Here is a 17914-nt window from a genome sequence, read left to right on the forward strand (position 1 = left end):
CCACCAAAGGATCCATTTCATGGCCAGACCCAAGATTGCCCTTATCGGCGCCGGACAGATCGGCGGCACGCTTGCGCATCTCGCTGCCGTCAAAGAGCTTGGCGACGTTGTGCTTTTCGACATCGCCGAAGGCATTCCGCAAGGCAAGGCGCTCGACATCGCCGAATCCGGCCCTGCCGCGAAATTCGATGGCAGCTTCAAAGGCACCAACGATTACGCCGATATCGCCGGAGCCGATGTCTGCATCGTCACCGCCGGTGTGCCACGCAAGCCGGGGATGAGCCGGGACGATCTTTTGGGCATCAACCTAAAGGTTATGAAATCGGTCGGCGAAGGCATCGCCGCTCATGCGCCAAACGCGTTCGTGATCTGCATCACCAACCCGCTTGATGCGATGGTCTGGGCGTTGCGCGAGTTCTCCGGTCTGCCCGCCGAAAAGGTCTGTGGCATGGCAGGGGTGCTGGACAGCGCCCGTTTCCGCCATTTCCTGGCTGAGGAATTCGACGTCTCCATGCGGGACGTAACCGCCTTTGTGCTGGGCGGCCACGGCGACACGATGGTCCCGCTGACCCGCTATTCCACCATCGCCGGTATCCCCCTGCCCGATCTGGTGGAGATGGGCTGGACCAGCCAGGAAAAACTCGACGCCATCGTGCAGCGCACCCGCGACGGCGGGGCCGAGATTGTGGGCCTTCTGAAAACCGGCTCGGCCTTCTACGCCCCCGCCACTTCTGCAATCGAGATGGCCGAGGCATACCTCAAGGACCAAAAGCGCCTGCTGCCCTGCGCGGCACATGTTGATGGCGCTTACGGCCTGAACGGATTTTACGTGGGCGTGCCAACCATCATCGGGGCCGGTGGTATTGAACGCATCGTCGAGATCAAGATGAACAAGGATGAGCAATCCATGTTCGACAAATCTGTTGATGCGGTCAAAGGTCTGGTCGAGGCCTGCAAAGGGATCGACAGCAGCCTTGGCTGACAAAAGCTCGCGAAATGCAATCTGAAGCGCATCGGTCGTCTTTCTGGATTGATCCGCTGTTGGACCTGATGGGCGCCCGATCTGGGCGCCCTCTTCTTTTGCAAAGAGCTAGAAATTGCAGTCGGCGGTCTTCACATAAGCCCAAACTTGAACTATGTTCATGAACATTGATCAAGAATGAAGACACAAATGCGCTTTACCACCCCTACTCTCACAGCAGCCGGCATGGTGATGTTGATGGGAACGACTGCGCTCGCAGAAGACTATAGCGATCAGTTCGGTACGCTTGGGATCGCCGGTACGATCTCTGAACTCACCGCAATAGAAAATCCCACACCGTCGGATCGATTTGCACTGGGAGGTGCATTGTTCTTACGGGGCATCGAAACGGCGTTTCAGGAACGTTACCGGGTCGGACTTGCCGAGCTTGATATTGATCTTCCGGGACTTATGACCGAATTGAATGTCAATCCCACGCCCGAGCCATTTACACCCGATGTCATCGCTGATCTCTTCGCCGAAATTGGCTCTCACATGGATCAGGCACAAGCTGCCATGGCGCCGATAAACGCAACTGACCAGGTTGCCGTTACCCTGGACCTTGGCCAGGTGTGGTTCGACATCAATGCAAACGGCACGCGCGAAGACAGTGAAGACCTGCTCCCCGTCATGGTATCACTTTTCGTCAGCCAGAGAGAGTTGCAGCATACACTGGACGCCATCAATGCAGCGGGCGGCGCACCGACGATCACCTTCGATACGTCCGATGTCGCATGGCTTCAGGCCTATACCCATGTTTTTGCGGGAACTTCCGAAATGGTGCTCGCCTTCGATCCGACAGACATAATCGCCAAAGTACAGACCAACGTAGAAACGATTGACACACTGCGCGGCGGTGCGCGCCCTCGCATGTGGTTATCGCCTGACGATGAAAACCTTGCCGACCTGATCACAATCGTTCTCGGCGCTCTCGAACAGGATCCAGACCCGGAGCATACGCGCGCCGCACTTGCCGATTTTCAAGCGGTGATTGCCCACAACGTTGTCTTTTGGGATCGGGTGCGCGCCGAGACCGACAATAACCGTGAGTTCATTCCGAACGCGTCGCAGGATAGTGCCTTGGGCCTTCTTTTCCCGCCGAATATCGACCGCGCTTGGCAGGCAGTATTGACCGATGCTGAACAAGTGCTGTCAGGTGAGTTGCTGATCCCCCATTGGCGGACCGGTGATCAGGTTGGCATCAACCTGAACGCCTGGCTTAAGGATCCGGCCCCGCTCGATGTCATTGGCGTCTTGGCCGGTTCAGACTTAGCACCTTACATGGAACGCGGACCAGTCGCTACGACGCGGGCCATTTCGGAGTTTGACGAGATCACCGGCGGCAACTTTGCCCTTTTTGCATTTACCTTAAACTAGGTGGCGCGACTGAACCTAACAGCTGATCACAATGGTCCAGACCTGATTTGCGGCATCATATCTGTCCTGACTGGACAAACGGCTGAGGTTGCGGGTGCATCCACGCGATTGAATATAGGCCGCGGCGGCAGAGCTGGCACGCCGCTGGTCTTGCCCAAAAGTCAGCGATCTTTGGGCAGGACTGACGGTGATGAAAAACCGCTCATCGCCCGACACGACGTAGGTCCTCATGTCGTAACGGTCACCGGTGGGTGAAAGAAAGCTGTTCGCCCGGTTTTCAGTAATCTCCACTGCGTCTTCGGGCAAAATCCCGCCGCCGCTGGAACAAGCTATCAGGCCCACAAACCCAATTATTGCCAATATCGTCTTACGCATGCTCGTCATCCTCTGGTGGTCTTTTGGGCAGGTTAACGGGCCTATGGCATCTCATCAATCACCGGCATTCAGACCGAACTGACGAAAAAGCGTGGGCCTGCGCAGATGAAGCCAAGAGTTGAGGTGCGCTGGCGAGAGGTCAAAGTCATGATCTGGCCAAAGCGCCTGCATCGTCGCCTCCGGTACGAAATCAGGTTCGAGGAGCAGCGCATTGTCCGCCAAATGCTGCTGCGCCATCGCATCCGGGCGTTTCAGCCGATCATGAATGGCCATGGCATCTTCCGGAGCGGCTAAGACCGCGTTGATCTGCCGTTGACGATGCCGGGTAGGCGGCATGCCACCGTGATTGGCGACGGCATCAGCTTTGCGCAGAATTTTGAAAGCCCAATGCGCGGGCGTCAGCCCATCGAAATGCAAGAGTGTCAGGTCCTGTGCCTGTTCTGACGGAACGTCCGCACCCTTTTGCTTTGGCCGGTGGATTGACGGGGCTGCCTTCGCGCCACGCCGTAGAAAGCTTTTGCCAATCGCGTGGCCCGTCAGCCCACGTTGCGTCATCGCATAGCCACGGCCAAATAGCGCCCGCCCCATGGCCGGATTGCCTGCAAATGGGCGGCGGAACGACCCTGCGAAAATGGACGCGTCAGCGGTGTCATTCACATAGAACCGCTCGGCCACCGGGGTGATCAGGCAATGAGCCTCGGCTCCGGCCCTATCCAGGCTTGCCGCAACTGACGACACAGGCCAGAGAAATTCATCGCCGTCGCAATGCAGCAGCCAATCTGCCTGTGTTGCCGCAAATGCGTCGCCAGCGTTGAGCACCTGTCGCAATTGATGCTTGTCGGGCCGTCGCTTGCCCAATGTCTTCCAAAAGGCGGCGTCGCAGCGTGTCACCTGCACCTGCGGAATGGCGGCCACCAGATCGGCCGTCGGGTCGTCTGGCCTATCAAAATAGAGATGCATCTCAGAGGCACCCAGCGACAAATGCCATGCCACAAAGGCCGCAACCAGTATCGGCGGCTCATCCAAGGTCGCAACGACCGCCCAACTGCAAGTCTGTGCCTTCATCGCACCTACATAGCACCCCACCGAATCCAAGAAAACGGACTAAAGTCGATTCAGATTTACCAATTGACGTTTTGTGATCACACGAAAAAAATCTGTGATCACAAATGTACGATTATTCGCCAGATCAGAATTTTTCGCTTAGAAACCCCAGATTTTCTATGATCTAACCCGAGGGAAATGTAGCCGAATTGGGATTGCCTTATGAACATTCACGAATACCAGGCGAAAGCCTTGCTGCGCAGCTATGGCGCTCCTGTGTCCGATGGTCGCCCGGTCCTGAAAGCCGAAGATGCAAAGACCGCCGCCGGTGAGCTGGATGGTCCGCTTTGGGTTGTGAAGGCGCAAATCCACGCCGGTGGTCGCGGCAAAGGCAAGTTCAAAGAGGCCGATGCCGGTGAAGCAGGCGGCGTGCGCCTTGCCAAATCCGCCACTGAAGCTGCCGAGGAAGCCAAAAAGATGCTGGGGCGCACGCTGGTCACACACCAGACCGGCCCAGCGGGCAAACAGGTCAACCGCATCTATATCGAAGACGGATCAGGCATCGAAACCGAGATGTACCTCGCCCTGCTCGTCGATCGCCAAACCAGCCGGATCGGTTTTGTCTGCTCGACCGAGGGCGGGATGGATATTGAGGAAGTCGCGGCCAGCACGCCCGAAAAAATCCTGAATTTCACCGTCGACCCCGCCACCGGCTACCAGCCCTATCACGGGCGGCGCGTGGCCTTTGCCTTGGGCCTGACCGGCAATCAGGTCAAACAATGCGTGAAACTGATGGGCCAGCTTTATACAGCCTTCGTTGAGAAGGACATGGAGATGCTGGAGATCAACCCGCTGATCGTGACCGATGGCGGCGATCTGAAAGTGCTGGATGCCAAGGTTTCGTTCGACGGCAACGCCGTCTACCGCCACGCCGATGTGGCCGCCCTGCGCGATGAGACCGAGGAAGACCCCAAGGAACTCGCCGCGTCGAAATTCGACCTCAACTACATCGCGCTCGACGGTGAAATCGGCTGCATGGTGAACGGCGCAGGGTTAGCCATGGCAACGATGGACATCATCAAACTTTACGGGGCCGAGCCCGCCAACTTCCTCGACGTGGGCGGTGGGGCGACCAAGGAGAAAGTAACCGAGGCGTTCAAGATCATCACCTCTGACCCCAACGTCAAAGGCATCCTCGTGAACATCTTCGGCGGCATCATGCGCTGCGACGTCATCGCCGACGGCGTGGTGGCAGCAGTGAAAGAGGTCGGCCTGCAAGTCCCCCTCGTCGTGCGTCTGGAAGGGACGAACGTGCAGCAGGGCAAGGACATCATCAACAATTCCGGGCTCGACGTGATCGCGGCAGATGACCTGAAGGACGGGGCGCAGAAGATCGTGAAGGCGGTGAAGGGCTAATGCGTAGTCAAACGATATCCTTATTCGTCTCGCTATTCGCGTTGTCGGGCTGCATGACGGATCAAGAACGTATTATTGCGGACCCGGCACCAGCCTCCCGCATCGCGGAAGGACGAAAAGCCACAAACGCATGTGTGTCAAACATGCCTGATACATCTAGAACTGAGGCTGCTTTGGTTTCCGCAGGCTTTGCTAAGACAACGGAAGAAAGTACCGGAGCAGGTTCGCTTAACTTCGCAAACTCATATGCATCATCTGATGGGACTGTTGTTGCCACTATCGGCAGCCAAGGACAGAATGAAAAGCTCTGCTTGGTCCGCATTGCCGGAATGACGCCGGAGCAAAGCCTCTCACTCGCGCAACCTTGGGCGCAGGCATACGGCGCTCAGACGAATGCTGAGCGCGGCCAAGGGCTTGCCAGAAATGCCGTCCAAGCTTGGGGTAGCATGGAGAACGACCGTATCGTTTTCATTGCAGCCCTTAAGAACTGGCGGGCAGATGACGTGCCAGGTGGTGCTGTCAGAATGATCCACATCCAACGTTAGTACGCGAAACATAATCACGTACTCGGCCGCAGGCCTGCAAAGTAAAGAATTGGAGAAAGCCAAATGGCAATCCTCGTAAACGAAAACACCAAAGTCATCTGCCAGGGCCTCACTGGGTCGCAAGGCACGTTCCACTCTGAACAGGCCATCGCCTACGGCACCAAGATGGTCGGCGGCGTGACACCCGGCAAGGGCAGCACGACGCATCTGGACCTGCCTGTCTTCAACTCCGTCCACGAGGCGAAGGCAAAGACCGAGGCAAACGCATCGGTCATCTACGTCCCCCCACCCTTTGCCGCCGACAGTATCCTTGAGGCCATCGATGCCGAAATGGAGCTGATCATTTGCATCACCGAAGGCATCCCGGTCCTCGACATGATGCGCGTGAAAAAGGCGCTGGAAGGCTCTGCCTCCCGCCTGATCGGCCCCAACTGCCCCGGTGTCATCACGCCCGACGCCTGTAAGATCGGCATCATGCCCGGCCATATCCACAAACGCGGGTCGGTCGGCGTTGTCTCCCGCTCTGGTACGCTGACCTATGAGGCGGTCAAGCAGACATCCGACAGCGGCCTCGGCCAATCCACCGCCGTCGGCATCGGCGGCGACCCGATCAAGGGAACCGAGCATATCGACGTGCTCGACATGTTCCTCGACGATGACGAAACGCAATCAATCATCATGATTGGTGAAATCGGCGGGACAGCAGAAGAAGAAGCCGCCGAATTCCTCGCCGAACAGAAAAAGAAGGGCCGCTGGAAGCCCGTCGCCGGTTTCATCGCCGGCCGCACCGCCCCTCCCGGCCGCCGCATGGGCCATGCGGGTGCCATCGTGGCAGGCGGCAAAGGCGACGCCGAAAGCAAGATCGAAGCCATGAAATCCGCCGGGATCGTCGTGGCCGACAGCCCCGCCACGCTGGGCGAGGCTGTATTGGAGGCGATTGGGTAAAAATGCTGCAACGGTTGGTCAAAGCACAAAGGGCAGCGACCGACCGCGGGCGTCGCGCTGGAAGCGCCCGCCCGGGGGGGCGGTCGGTCGCTGCCCGGCGGTGCCGCCGGGCGGAATGGCCAAGCCAAATTTGGCGTTTATTGATCGTCTGGGGTTTTTTGACGACAAGTACCGTCCAAGCGCTGGCTTTATCGAACGAACAGCTTGAAGACCTAGCCGACCTTTGTGCCCGTCCGCATGAAAGCTTTCAACATATCGAAAATTCTTTCATTGATTCCGGTTGGAACAATATCGACCTCAACAGCGCAAATCCTTTCATCAACGATCTGGCGGTTTTGCAGGTGCTGGATCGCGCGCGCAATCACTACACTTTGCACTTCCTCGAGAACTTCTCGCAAGATAGTGCAAACCTCGATCCCAATGCACCAGACGCAGAGGTCATGCGTTGGGTATTCGAAGACAGAGCAGCATTGCGACAAAGATTTTCTGCGCTTTGGGAACAGCCTTCATCAATATACAGTCCGTCCGATGGAAGCACCGCTAGAGTGCGTGTATCGTTCACGCGAGAAGGAGCGCCGGGATGGCTTCAAGTATGCGACATCGTTTCGACACAGTCGGACGAAACTACAAAAGCACTTAACGAAGTACTTCACGACTACGAAACACGCCCTTGGAAAACACGCGGCTTGGTCACTACATCGCAATACGAGCTACCAACTCATTCGCTACATCCCTATGCAGCCACACCTAAGGCATATGCCAACATGTTTGTGTTGGAAGACATGATCGCCGCTACCGGCGTGCCGCTGCAAGCCGATGTTTGGCTGCAAATAAGACTATCAATCCCTGCACCAACTGATCCCGCCTTATCGGAGGTCCCCCAATGACCGAACAATCCCCCAATGACGTCTTCCACGCCTCCTCCTTCCTGCAGGGGCATAATGCTGAATATGTCGAACAGCTTTACGCCCGCTATGCCGACAACCCCGGCGCGGTTGACGAGCAATGGCAGGCCTTTTTCCGTTCGCTCGGTGATGCGCCGATGGAGGCGAAGGCCGAGGCGGCAGGGCCGTCCTGGGCGCGCATGGATTGGCCGCCGCAGCCAGCGGATGACCTGACGGCTGCCCTGGACGGGCAATGGCCTGCGGAACCGGAAGCGGCGGGCAAGAAGATCAAGGACAAGGCCGCCGAGAAAGGCGTGAACCTGACTGAGGAGCAGGTGCGGCACGCCGTGCTCGACAGCATCCGCGCGCTCATGATTATCCGCGCCTACCGGATCCGGGGACACTTGATCGCCGATCTCGACCCGCTGGGGATGCGTGAGAACACCCCGCATCCGGAGCTCGACCCACGATCCTACGGTTTCACCGAAGCCGATATGGACCGGCCGATTTTCATCGACAATGTGCTCGGCCTGGAAATGGCGACGATGAACGAAATTATCGCCATCGTCCAACGCACTTATTGCGGCACTTTCGCCCTGCAATACATGCATATCTCGAACCCTGAAGAGGCCGGCTGGTTGAAAGAGCGGATCGAAGGCTATGGCAAGGAGATCGCGTTCACCAAGGAAGGACGCAAAGCGATTCTGAACAGTCTCGTCGAGGCCGAAGGTTTCGAAAAATTCCTGCACGTCAAATACATGGGCACCAAGCGTTTCGGCCTTGATGGCGGCGAAAGCCTGATCCCCGCGATGGAGCAGATCATCAAACGCGGCGGCCAGCTGGGGCTTGAGGATATCGTCATCGGCATGCCCCATCGGGGCCGTCTTTCCGTCCTCGCCAATGTGATGGAAAAACCCTATCGCGCGATCTTCAACGAATTCCAGGGCGGGTCGTTTAAGCCTGAAGAGGTGGATGGCTCTGGCGATGTGAAATACCATCTTGGCGCATCCTCTGACCGGGCCTTTGACGGCAACAACGTGCACCTGTCACTGACGGCGAATCCCAGCCACCTTGAGGCCGTGAACCCTGTGGTCCTCGGCAAGGTCCGCGCCAAGCAGGACCAGTTGAACGACACCGACCGCACCAAGGTCATGGGCGTGCTGCTACACGGCGATGCGGCCTTTGCGGGCCAGGGTGTTGTCGCTGAAGGCTTTGGCCTGTCAGGCCTGCGCGGGCATCGCACCGGCGGCACGATGCACATCGTGGTCAACAACCAGATCGGCTTTACCACCGCCCCGCATTTCAGCCGGTCCAGCCCCTACCCCACCGACATCGCCCTGATGGTCGAGGCGCCGATCTTCCACGTGAATGGTGACGACCCCGAGGCGGTGGTGCATGCCGCGCGCGTCGCCACGGAATTCCGCCAGAAATTTCACAAAGACGTGGTGCTCGACATCATCTGCTACCGCCGGTTTGGCCATAACGAAGGCGATGAACCGATGTTCACCAACCCGATCATGTACAAGAAGATCAAAAAGCAGAAGACGACGTTGACCTTGTACACCGAACGGCTGGTCAGCGATGGGCTGATCCCCGAAGGCGAGATCGAGGATATGAAGGCCGCGTTCCAGGCGCATCTGAATGATGAGTTTGAGGCGGGCAAGACCTATAAGCCCAACAAGGCGGACTGGCTGGACGGGAAATGGTCGCATCTCGATCGTAAGGAAGAGGATTACCAACGCGGCGTGACAGCCATTGAAGAGGCGACGTTCAATGCGGTCGGCGAGGCGCTCATCAAGGCGCCTGACGGTTTCGCATTGCACAAAACCGTCGCGCGGCTCTTGGACGCAAAGGCCAAGATGTTTGACACGGGCGAAGGGATCGACTGGGCGACGGGCGAAGCACTCGCCTTCGGTTCGCTTCTGACCGAGGGCTACCGGGTCCGGCTGGCGGGGCAGGATTCCACACGCGGGACGTTCAGCCAACGGCATTCGGGCTTGGTTAATCAGGAGACCGAAGAACGATACTATCCGCTTAACCATATTCGCGATGGCCAGGCGCATTACGAAGTCATCGACTCAATGCTATCGGAATATGCGGTGCTGGGTTTCGAATACGGCTATTCATTGGCCGAGCCCAACGCGCTGACCCTGTGGGAAGCGCAGTTCGGCGATTTCGCCAATGGCGCTCAGATCATGTTTGACCAGTTCATCTCTTCGGGTGAATCGAAATGGCTGCGTATGTCGGGCCTCGTTTGTCTCTTGCCCCATGGCTACGAAGGCCAAGGGCCGGAGCATTCCTCGGCCAGGCTGGAACGGTTCCTGACAATGTGCGGCGGTGACAACTGGATCGTCGCGAACTGCACAACGCCTGCGAACTACTTCCACCTGCTCAGGCGGCAGTTGCACCGGACGTTCCGCAAACCGCTGATCCTGATGACACCCAAATCACTCTTGCGGCACAAACTGGCAGTTTCCAAGCGCGAGGAATTCACGACCGGCTCCAGCTTCCACCGTGTGCTCTGGGACGACGCGCAGCAGGGAAACTCTGACACCAAGCTCGTGGCCGACAACAAGATCAAGCGGGTCGTGATGTGTTCGGGCAAGGTCTATTACGATCTGCTCGAGGAGCGTGATGCGCGTGGGATCGACGACATTTACATCCTCCGCTTCGAACAGTTCTACCCGTTCCCCGCGCAATCTGCGGTGAACGAGCTTGAAAGGTTCAAAAACGCCGAAATGGTCTGGTGTCAGGAAGAACCCAAGAACCAGGGGCCCTGGTCGTTCATGGAGCCCAATATCGAATGGGTGCTGACCCGGATCAAGGCCAAGCACACAAGACCGATTTATGCGGGCCGTGCTGCGGCCGCCTCGCCCGCGACCGGCCTCGCCAGCAAACACAAAGCAGAACAAGCGGCGCTCGTGAATGACGCCCTGACCATCGAAGGAAAGAAGTAATGAGCACCGAAGTCCGCGTCCCCACCCTTGGCGAATCCGTCACCGAGGCGACAGTTGCCACGTGGTTCAAACAGCCCGGCGATGCCGTGGCGGTGGACGAAATGCTGTGTGAGCTGGAAACCGATAAGGTGACGGTGGAGGTGCCAAGCCCCGTCGCCGGCACCCTATCAGAAATCGTTGCAGCCGAAGGGGAAACCGTGGGTGTTGACGCCCTGCTCGCCCAGATCGCCGAAGGTGACGCGGCCCCCGCCCCGAAGGCCGACGCACCCAAAACGGCAGAAACACCCGCACCGGCCGCCGTAGCGGCACCTGCGCCTGCCACCGCGCGTACCGATGTCGAGAATGCCCCATCGGCGAACAAGCTGATGGCCGAAAACAACCTCAGCGACGTCCAAGGCACCGGCAAAGATGGCCGCGTGATGAAAGAGGATGTGCTGAACGCGCTCTCATCAGCCGCTCCCGCGCCCGCCCCGGCGCCACGCGCACCGGTCCCTGCCGAACAGGCGGACCGCGAAGAGCGTGTGAAGATGACAAGGCTGCGCCAGACCATCGCCAAGCGTCTGAAAGACAGCCAGAACACGGCGGCCATGCTGACCACCTATAACGAGGTCGACATGACCGAGGTCATGGCCCTGCGCAACGAATACAAGGACCTGTTCCTGAAGAAGCACGGCGTGAAGCTGGGCTTCATGTCCTTCTTCACCAAGGCCTGCTGCCACGCCCTGAAAGAGGTGCCAGAGGTCAACGCCGAAATCGACGGCACCGACATCGTCTACAAGAACTACGTGAATATGGGCATCGCCGCTGGAACGCCCACGGGGCTCGTGGTGCCGGTGATCAACGACGCCGACGCGATGTCCTTCGCCGCCATCGAAAAGGCAATCGCCGAAAAGGGCGCGAAGGCACGCGACGGCAAGCTGAGCATGGCCGAAATGCAAGGCGGCACCTTCACCATCTCCAACGGCGGGGTCTACGGGTCCCTCATGTCCTCCCCCATCCTGAACCCGCCGCAATCCGGCATCCTCGGCATGCACAAAATCCAGGACCGGCCCATGGCGATTGGGGGAGAGGTTGTGATCCGTCCGATGATGTATCTCGCCCTCAGCTACGACCACCGGATCGTCGACGGCAAAGGGGCGGTGACGTTCCTCGTCCGGGTGAAAGAGGCGCTAGAGGACCCACGGCGGTTGTTGATGGATTTGTGAGGCTCCGAAATTGCGTACGCCCGAGTTCACCGAGCAAGACGTAGCTGCCTTGGAGCACAACAACAGATTGTTTTGGGACAAGTTGAATAATGAGTCTGACTTGGGAATGGTGCTGTCAGCTGGTGCTTATTTTGAGAACCTTCTTTCGCGATGCACTAAGCGGTACTTCCTTGCAGGCGACGTTTCAAAAGGGGTAATGGGAGCGGGAGGACCTCTTGGCAGCTTCTCCGCTCTATTAGACTGCAACTACTTGCTTAGAATAATTGATGCGGATCAACGAACTGCACTGAAAAAACTTGCCAAGATACGCAATGTCTTTGCTCATGAGCTTCAGTCAAGTTTCGACGAAACATCAATGGCTGATCGTGTAGATGACTATGCGGCAAGCTACGTCGCCCCCGAGATAATCAAGGATATGGGTGAAAGTAAGAAAAGTGCTGGGGAGAAGTTCAGCTTTACCAGTTTCGTCATCAGCATGGACCTTAGTCACCGAGAGATCGATGTATGGATGCATACCTTGGGTTATAGCGACCTAATTCCACCTCATCTGGATGACGAGATTCGCAGATCGGAAAGTTCGTCATGACCCCAGAGCTGACCGTCCTCGCCCTTGCCGCAATCCTGCAGGCTGTCCAATTCACGCTCTATTCCATCGCGGCCAACCTGCAGGTCGGACCCAAAAAGGCGATGAGCCCGCGGGATCAGAAAATAGACCTGACCGGTGGCGCAGGTCGCCTCCAGCGCGCGATGAACAACCATTTCGAAGGGCTGATCCTCCTCACCATCGCCGTCGTTGTGATCACGCTCGGCGACAAGGGGACCGGGTTCAGCGCCGCGTGTGCGTGGACCTATCTTGGTGCCCGCATCCTTTATGTCCCCGCCTACTATTTCGGCCTCTCCCCCTGGCGGACGCTGATTTGGATGGTGGGGTTTCTCTCAACCTTGCTGATGATACTCTCAGCCCTGATATGACACTTTGTACGTACAGCATCCCAACAGGTTCTGTACGCGTTCTGCATGACTAAAGGAGACCCCATGTCCAGCTATGATGTCATCGTAATCGGTGCCGGCCCCGGCGGCTATGTCTGCGCCATTCGTTGCGCCCAATTGGGGATGAAAGTCGCCTGTGTCGAGGGCCGCGCAACGCTGGGCGGGACCTGTCTGAACGTGGGTTGCATCCCGTCGAAAGCGATGCTGCATGCGACGCATCTCTTGCACGAGGCCGAGCATAATTTCGCGACCATGGGCCTAAAGGGCAAAGCGCCTTCGGTCGATTGGAAACAGATGCTCGCCTATAAGGAACAGACCATCGGCCAGAATACCGGCGGCATCGAATTTCTATTTAAAAAGAACAAGATCGACTGGATCAAGGGCTGGGCCTCGATCCCCGCGGCGGGCAAGGTGCAGGTGGGCGACGACGTGCATGAAGCCAAGCATATCGTGATCGCGTCGGGGTCAGAGGCATCGTCTTTGCCTGGCGTCGAGGTCGATGAAAAGACGGTTGTCACGTCAACTGGTGCTTTGGAGCTGACCAAGATCCCAAAGAAGTTGGTGGTGATCGGCGCAGGTGTGATTGGGCTGGAACTGGGCTCGGTCTATGCTCGTTTGGGGGCAGAGGTCCAAGTTATTGAATTTCTTGACCATATCACGCCTGGCATGGATGCCGAAATCGCCCGTCAGTTTCAGAAGATGCTCACCAAGCAGGGTCTGAAGTTCACCTTGGGCGCTGCCGTGCAAGGCGTGTCTGTCAAAGGTGGCAAGGCGACGGTCGACTACAAGCTGCGCAAGGATGACAGCGATCACCAGATGACGGCAGATACCGTGCTCGTCGCGACAGGGCGCAAGCCTTATACCGATGGGCTGGGTCTCGACGCGCTGGGGGTGGAGATGTCGGACCGCGGACAGATCAAGACGGATGAACGATTTGCCACGAATATCCATGGTATCTACGCCATCGGCGACGCGATTGCGGGACCGATGCTGGCCCATAAGGCCGAGGATGAAGGCATGGCCGTTGCCGAAGGCATCGCCGGGCAGCACCCCCATGTGAATTACGGCGTGATCCCCGGTGTCATCTACACCCATCCCGAGGTCGCCAATGTGGGTGAGACCGAAGAAAGCCTGAAAGAACAAGGGCGTGCCTACAAGGTCGGCAAGTTCCCGTTCCTTGGCAATGCACGTGCAAAGGCCAACTTCTCCGGCGATGGCTTTGTCAAAATCCTCGCCGATGCGACCACTGACCGGGTGCTGGGTGCGCATATTATCGGCCCTATGGCCGGTGACCTGATCCACGAGATCTGCGTGGCCATGGAGTTTGGCGCTGCAGCCGAGGACCTCGCCCGGACGTGTCATGCGCATCCCACCTATTCCGAGGCCGTGCGCGAAGCTGCTTTGGCTTGCGGCGATGGGGCCATTCACGTCTGACCCAAAAGGACGATCTAATGATCATCGGAGGGCCCGCATATTGATGGCCCTCCGGGCAAATAGCTCCGCATTCTATCGATTTGGAGCCATCGCCACGTCTTCAAAGATTAACGCGTTAACAAATACTTAAGATTTTCAGCCAAGAAACTGTTGCCAAATTGCTACCAATTCACTGTCCACGCGGAAATTGCCGCAGACAAGGTCCCAGTCAAACACAAGTGCGCCACAATTCTAGGGTTGTTTCGGCGCGATACCGAGTACTCCGATCCGAGAAGCCCATGAGAGCGCGCATTCTATTAACGTTGTTTCTGGCCCTGATCTCCTACCCAGCGCATGCGTTCACGAATGATACCGGGTATTTTGACGGCCTAGAGTTCGTGGCCGACACAACGATTCCCGGCCCGGACATCAACGCGATGTCGCTTTGTTATGTAACGCGCGACCTCAAGATACTTGGCCTGACGCTGACCAGCGACATCACGGGCTATGCTTTGGCAGACGATGGGTGTGTGTCCGAACCTTTGCGCCCTTTCAGCGAAGAACAGATGATTACGGCACAATCGCTTGAGCTGATTCCGGCCGATATTCCAGCGCAAGCGCGCAACGATCTGACACGCAATCTGAAGAATTATGGACTGTGGGCTGCAATTGGCCTCGCACTGATCGCGGTGATCATTCGCCGCATCAAGTCGCTTCTGGGTTATGATCTGCGTGGGCCGCTGCGCGCCAAGGCATCAAGCCGGATTCTGACGACCATGTGTTACGCAGGCAGTGCTGCAGGCGTGATGGCGTCAAATGATATCGCGATTGTGGCGCAGGCCGCACGCCGTCTGACCCGCCGCAATTATCAGCCCCAAGACATCATCCGCATCGCCGATCATCTTGATCCGGGACTTGATGCTCAGGATTACATCGATTTTGGTCGTGGACTGCGGGACCGCGAAAAGGACATCATGATGCAGGGTGTGCTTTATGTTGCGATGGCCAACGGGCGGATGCTGCCCGGGCAATACGCCTTCTCAACCGAGTTGGCCCATGGTTTGGGCATGCCAGCCGAAGACTTTCGCCGCGTCATGAAGAACGCAATGATCGACCTCGACAGGTTCCCGCCTACCCCTTCAACATCCTGAGGCCTTGCGTCGCATCAGTGCGCACCGCAAGACGCAGGCCCGGCTCGTCGCCTGCTTTCAGCGCGCTGATGATCAGCTTGTGGTGATAAGGCGGCTCCGTCCGATTTAACCGACCGTAGAGCGCGCGCATGGTGGGACCCAATTGCAACCAGACCGTCTCGGCAATGGCAAGCATAGCCGGTGCCTGGGCTCGCAGATAGAGCGTGCGGTGGAATTCGAGATTCATCCGGATATAGCCCGTGGCGTCATGGCGCGCGATCATCTGGCTGACGCCCTGATTGGTCGCTTCAAGTCGCTCGATCAGGGCAAAGTGCGCCCGTGGCAAGGCGCGTGAGGCGAGCTCCGGTTCGAGCAGGGCGCGCAAACTGGCCAATTCCTCAATCCTGTCGTTTGACAAGGTCGGCGCCGAGACGCGACCGGACGATGAAAGAAACAGCGCCCCTTCCGCCACAAGCCGCCGCACGGCTTCACGCGCAGGCGTCATTGACACATCGTAAGTCTCGCCAATCCCGCGGAGCGTAAGTGCCTCACCCGGTGCAATCTCGCCATGCAGGATACGCGTTCGCAAGGCGCGATAGACCCGCTCATGCGCAGCTGTGGTCGGGTCTATCGGACGTGGCTGGATCATCATGTGGCAATTGTGATCACAAATCGGAGGGTGGTCAATTATCGAAGCGGAAGCGATGCAATTGGTCGCCATTGTTGCGCAGCCACTGACGCGCACGTTGGTAGTCGGGATAAAGCGCCCCGACGACATCCCAATATGCCGGCGAGTGGTTCATCTCAACGAGATGCGCGACCTCGTGGGCCGCCACGTAGTCAAGCACATCCGGTGGTGCCATAATCAGGCGCCAGGAATACATCAACGTGCCGTTGCTGGAACACGAGCCCCAACGCGACCTCGTATCGCGCAGTGTCAACCGCGTGTAATGACGACCGACCTTGGCCGCATACCGGTCCGAAGCCGTCGCCAACGCGTCACGCGCTAAATGGCGTAGCTGCGCCTTGATGCGCACTGCAGCCGTCGCCTGATCCGGCACACAGATCTCGGACGTCGTAATCTGAACGCGCTTTGTAGTGCCCACCACAATCGGCAGCATCTGTCCCCGCACCATCAGCTCTGCGCCGACTGCGACGGGTGCCGGCTGCGCAACATCATCCAGATGCGCGCGCAACCACGCCTCTTTCGCTTTCAGAAAGGCGATCCCCTCGCGTTCGGCAGTAAAGCGCGGCAAGGTCAGCGTCACCCGCCCATCGAGCCGCGAAATACGTAACGACAAGCGCCGTGCGCGGGTCGATTTCCGCAGATTCACCTCAATCGGGGGGTTGCCTTCAAGCGTGTGACGGCCCATATCCAGCTACTCATATTTCCATGTGCCAAAGGCTTTGACACAGCCCCCTGCTTATGGCAGTTGGCACCGATCACCCGCAAGGGTCCGTGCAAGATTTCGAAGGGACAGCCCATGCCAAAGGAAGAATGGGGTACAAAACGTCTTTGCCCTGAAACCGGCAAGCGCTTTTACGACCTGAACGCCACCCCGATCATCAGCCCCTATACCGGCAACGAGGTCACAATCGACACCTCAAAAACCCGTACCATGGTGGCGGATGCCGAGGACGCGCAAAGCAAGAAAATGAAAGAGGTCGCCGAAGAGGACGATCTGGTTCTCGATGACGATGATGACGGCGACGATGTCGATCTGGGCGATGATGTGCTCGAAGATGATGATGACGACGATACCGTCTCGCTTGACGAGTTGGCCGATGTGGCCACAGGTGACGACGAGTAATTGAAAGGTTCGGGCGCGATTTACTCTTGATCTCGCCCGGCCCGCTGCATAGACAGCACCTCGCAACGGATGTTGCACCGGATGGGGCCTTAGCTCAGTTGGGAGAGCGCTTGCATGGCATGCAAGAGGTCAGGGGTTCGACTCCCCTAGGCTCCACCATATCTTTTAAAATCAATGACTTAGGTATGCAGAAGTCTGGTGTGTCAAAAATGGTGGAACACAACGGATGAAGATTGCATTCTCCGTAAACCCTTCACGACATGGGATTTTCTACTTTCGGTATTCCTTAGCCGAACGGGCGGCGCTCAGCTGCGACAGCTTTGATTGCCTTACGCGCATCAGCATCTTCCGGCCGCACGCCTTGATACCGCACGCTGGATCGATCGGCACCCAGAACTGAACACACCTGCCGCTGGCTCATTTGATGCGCTTCGCACAGAAGCGCCGCTGCTCGCCGCCCGAACACCAGTTTTGACAGCACGACGGCCTAATTTGCCGGATGATGTTTTTCGCAAACCGAGCCAGCTATGGCGCAAAGAACCGCGCAGCAGACCGAGCGGTGCGCGAAGACGGGACCACACTATCGCGGGCTCTCAACCATCGCCCCCAGCAAACGAGAACCGCTATTTAGCGGTCGACGCCTTCGTGCGCCATGCCCGTGGCGGAACGGTCAAAAGCACCGTTGAGCGGCCAAAGATGACCATGGTTCAGAAAGACGCAGGGTCGACGTTGCCCTTCTCATACTGTGCTCGGACTACACTGTCCGCGATCATCGTCGCTCGATAACGTACGACTGGATCA

General features: G+C 57.8%; 17 protein-coding genes and 1 tRNA gene. 14 read left to right on the forward strand and 4 right to left on the reverse strand.

Annotated elements, in window-relative coordinates; genetic code table 11:
• Positions 1-19 precede the first annotated feature (19 nt).
• Positions 20-982: a malate dehydrogenase gene (gene mdh / locus SLH47_RS05330; protein WP_320238342.1), complete on the forward strand. Its 963-nt coding sequence runs from the start codon at positions 20-22 to the stop codon at positions 980-982.
• A gap of 177 nt (positions 983-1159) precedes the next feature.
• Positions 1160-2398, forward strand: coding sequence for a hypothetical protein (locus tag SLH47_RS05335; RefSeq protein WP_320238343.1), 1239 nt, complete (start codon positions 1160-1162; stop codon positions 2396-2398).
• Positions 2399-2413: 15 nt separating this feature from the next.
• Here the strand turns inward: SLH47_RS05335 and SLH47_RS05340 are convergent, their stop codons facing one another.
• Positions 2414-2773: a hypothetical protein gene (locus tag SLH47_RS05340; protein WP_320238344.1), complete on the reverse strand. Its 360-nt coding sequence runs from the start codon at positions 2771-2773 to the stop codon at positions 2414-2416.
• Between the two features lie 54 nt (positions 2774-2827).
• Positions 2828-3838: a glycosyltransferase family 2 protein gene (locus SLH47_RS05345; protein ID WP_320238345.1), complete on the reverse strand. Its 1011-nt coding sequence runs from the start codon at positions 3836-3838 to the stop codon at positions 2828-2830.
• 201 nt (positions 3839-4039) lie between these two features.
• On the opposite strand from SLH47_RS05345, the gene sucC reads away from it, so the two are divergent.
• From sucC to SLH47_RS05395, 10 genes are all read left to right on the forward strand, one after another.
• A complete protein-coding gene (gene sucC / locus SLH47_RS05350; RefSeq protein ID WP_320238346.1) occupies positions 4040-5233 on the forward strand; it encodes an ADP-forming succinate--CoA ligase subunit beta in 1194 nt (397 codons plus the stop codon).
• Positions 5234-5286: 53 nt separating this feature from the next.
• Positions 5287-5778, forward strand: a complete 492-nt coding sequence (locus SLH47_RS05355) for a hypothetical protein (RefSeq protein WP_320238347.1) — start codon at positions 5287-5289, stop codon at positions 5776-5778.
• A 63-nt stretch (positions 5779-5841) separates the two neighbouring features.
• Positions 5842-6723, forward strand: coding sequence for a succinate--CoA ligase subunit alpha (sucD, locus tag SLH47_RS05360; RefSeq protein ID WP_320238348.1), 882 nt, complete (start codon positions 5842-5844; stop codon positions 6721-6723).
• A gap of 140 nt (positions 6724-6863) precedes the next feature.
• Positions 6864-7610 (forward strand): hypothetical protein, encoded by a 747-nt coding sequence (locus tag SLH47_RS05365; protein WP_320238349.1) that lies wholly within the window; start codon positions 6864-6866, stop codon positions 7608-7610.
• Entirely contained in the window at positions 7607-10564 is a 2958-nt protein-coding gene (locus SLH47_RS05370) for a 2-oxoglutarate dehydrogenase E1 component (protein WP_320238350.1), read from the forward strand. Before SLH47_RS05365 ends, SLH47_RS05370 begins: the two co-directional genes overlap by 4 nt.
• Complete coding sequence (gene odhB / locus SLH47_RS05375; RefSeq protein ID WP_320238351.1) at positions 10564-11769, forward strand: 2-oxoglutarate dehydrogenase complex dihydrolipoyllysine-residue succinyltransferase; 1206 nt, start codon at positions 10564-10566, stop codon at positions 11767-11769. Before SLH47_RS05370 ends, odhB begins: the two co-directional genes overlap by 1 nt.
• 10 nt (positions 11770-11779) lie before the next feature.
• Positions 11780-12355 carry a hypothetical protein gene (locus tag SLH47_RS05380; RefSeq protein WP_320238352.1) on the forward strand — a complete coding sequence of 192 codons (576 nt, stop codon included), beginning with the start codon at positions 11780-11782 and terminating at the stop codon, positions 12353-12355.
• Positions 12352-12741 (forward strand): MAPEG family protein, encoded by a 390-nt coding sequence (locus tag SLH47_RS05385; protein WP_320238353.1) that lies wholly within the window; start codon positions 12352-12354, stop codon positions 12739-12741. Before SLH47_RS05380 ends, SLH47_RS05385 begins: the two co-directional genes overlap by 4 nt.
• 63 nt (positions 12742-12804) lie before the next feature.
• Complete coding sequence (gene lpdA / locus SLH47_RS05390; RefSeq protein ID WP_320238354.1) at positions 12805-14193, forward strand: dihydrolipoyl dehydrogenase; 1389 nt, start codon at positions 12805-12807, stop codon at positions 14191-14193.
• A 278-nt stretch (positions 14194-14471) separates the two neighbouring features.
• A complete protein-coding gene (locus tag SLH47_RS05395) occupies positions 14472-15323 on the forward strand; it encodes a TerB family tellurite resistance protein (RefSeq protein WP_320238355.1) in 852 nt (283 codons plus the stop codon).
• On the opposite strand, the gene SLH47_RS05400 is transcribed toward SLH47_RS05395, so the two are convergent.
• Together SLH47_RS05400 and SLH47_RS05405 are read right to left on the reverse strand one after the other, a co-directional pair.
• Positions 15304-15954, reverse strand: a complete 651-nt coding sequence (locus SLH47_RS05400; RefSeq protein ID WP_320238356.1) for a GntR family transcriptional regulator — start codon at positions 15952-15954, stop codon at positions 15304-15306. The two genes, SLH47_RS05395 and SLH47_RS05400, sit on opposite strands and share 20 nt — an antisense overlap.
• 31 nt (positions 15955-15985) lie before the next feature.
• Positions 15986-16675, reverse strand: a complete 690-nt coding sequence (locus tag SLH47_RS05405) for a SprT family zinc-dependent metalloprotease (RefSeq protein ID WP_320238357.1) — start codon at positions 16673-16675, stop codon at positions 15986-15988.
• A gap of 111 nt (positions 16676-16786) precedes the next feature.
• On the opposite strand from SLH47_RS05405, the gene SLH47_RS05410 reads away from it, so the two are divergent.
• Both SLH47_RS05410 and SLH47_RS05415 read left to right on the forward strand, forming a co-directional pair.
• Complete coding sequence (locus SLH47_RS05410) at positions 16787-17113, forward strand: TIGR02300 family protein (RefSeq protein WP_320238358.1); 327 nt, start codon at positions 16787-16789, stop codon at positions 17111-17113.
• Positions 17114-17196: 83 nt separating this feature from the next.
• A tRNA-Ala gene (locus tag SLH47_RS05415) sits at positions 17197-17272 on the forward strand.
• Positions 17273-17914: the final 642 nt, after the last annotated feature.

The organism is Cognatiyoonia sp. IB215182 (assembly GCF_033963905.1).
In the GTDB taxonomy this organism is placed as follows: Bacteria; Pseudomonadota; Alphaproteobacteria; order Rhodobacterales; family Rhodobacteraceae; genus Yoonia.

Coding starts and splice junctions, on each gene's coding strand:
- mdh (WP_320238342.1), top strand. CDS start 20: ATGGCCAGACCCAAGATTGCCCTTATCGGCGCCGGACAGATCGGCGGC.
- SLH47_RS05335 (WP_320238343.1), top strand. CDS start 1,160: ATGAAGACACAAATGCGCTTTACCACCCCTACTCTCACAGCAGCCGGC.
- SLH47_RS05340 (WP_320238344.1), bottom strand. CDS start 2,773: ATGCGTAAGACGATATTGGCAATAATTGGGTTTGTGGGCCTGATAGCT.
- SLH47_RS05345 (WP_320238345.1), bottom strand. CDS start 3,838: ATGAAGGCACAGACTTGCAGTTGGGCGGTCGTTGCGACCTTGGATGAG.
- sucC (WP_320238346.1), top strand. CDS start 4,040: ATGAACATTCACGAATACCAGGCGAAAGCCTTGCTGCGCAGCTATGGC.
- SLH47_RS05355 (WP_320238347.1), top strand. CDS start 5,287: ATGACGGATCAAGAACGTATTATTGCGGACCCGGCACCAGCCTCCCGC.
- sucD (WP_320238348.1), top strand. CDS start 5,842: ATGGCAATCCTCGTAAACGAAAACACCAAAGTCATCTGCCAGGGCCTC.
- SLH47_RS05370 (WP_320238350.1), top strand. CDS start 7,607: ATGACCGAACAATCCCCCAATGACGTCTTCCACGCCTCCTCCTTCCTG.
- odhB (WP_320238351.1), top strand. CDS start 10,564: ATGAGCACCGAAGTCCGCGTCCCCACCCTTGGCGAATCCGTCACCGAG.
- SLH47_RS05385 (WP_320238353.1), top strand. CDS start 12,352: ATGACCCCAGAGCTGACCGTCCTCGCCCTTGCCGCAATCCTGCAGGCT.
- lpdA (WP_320238354.1), top strand. CDS start 12,805: ATGTCCAGCTATGATGTCATCGTAATCGGTGCCGGCCCCGGCGGCTAT.
- SLH47_RS05395 (WP_320238355.1), top strand. CDS start 14,472: ATGAGAGCGCGCATTCTATTAACGTTGTTTCTGGCCCTGATCTCCTAC.
- SLH47_RS05400 (WP_320238356.1), bottom strand. CDS start 15,954: ATGATGATCCAGCCACGTCCGATAGACCCGACCACAGCTGCGCATGAG.
- SLH47_RS05405 (WP_320238357.1), bottom strand. CDS start 16,675: ATGGGCCGTCACACGCTTGAAGGCAACCCCCCGATTGAGGTGAATCTG.
- SLH47_RS05410 (WP_320238358.1), top strand. CDS start 16,787: ATGCCAAAGGAAGAATGGGGTACAAAACGTCTTTGCCCTGAAACCGGC.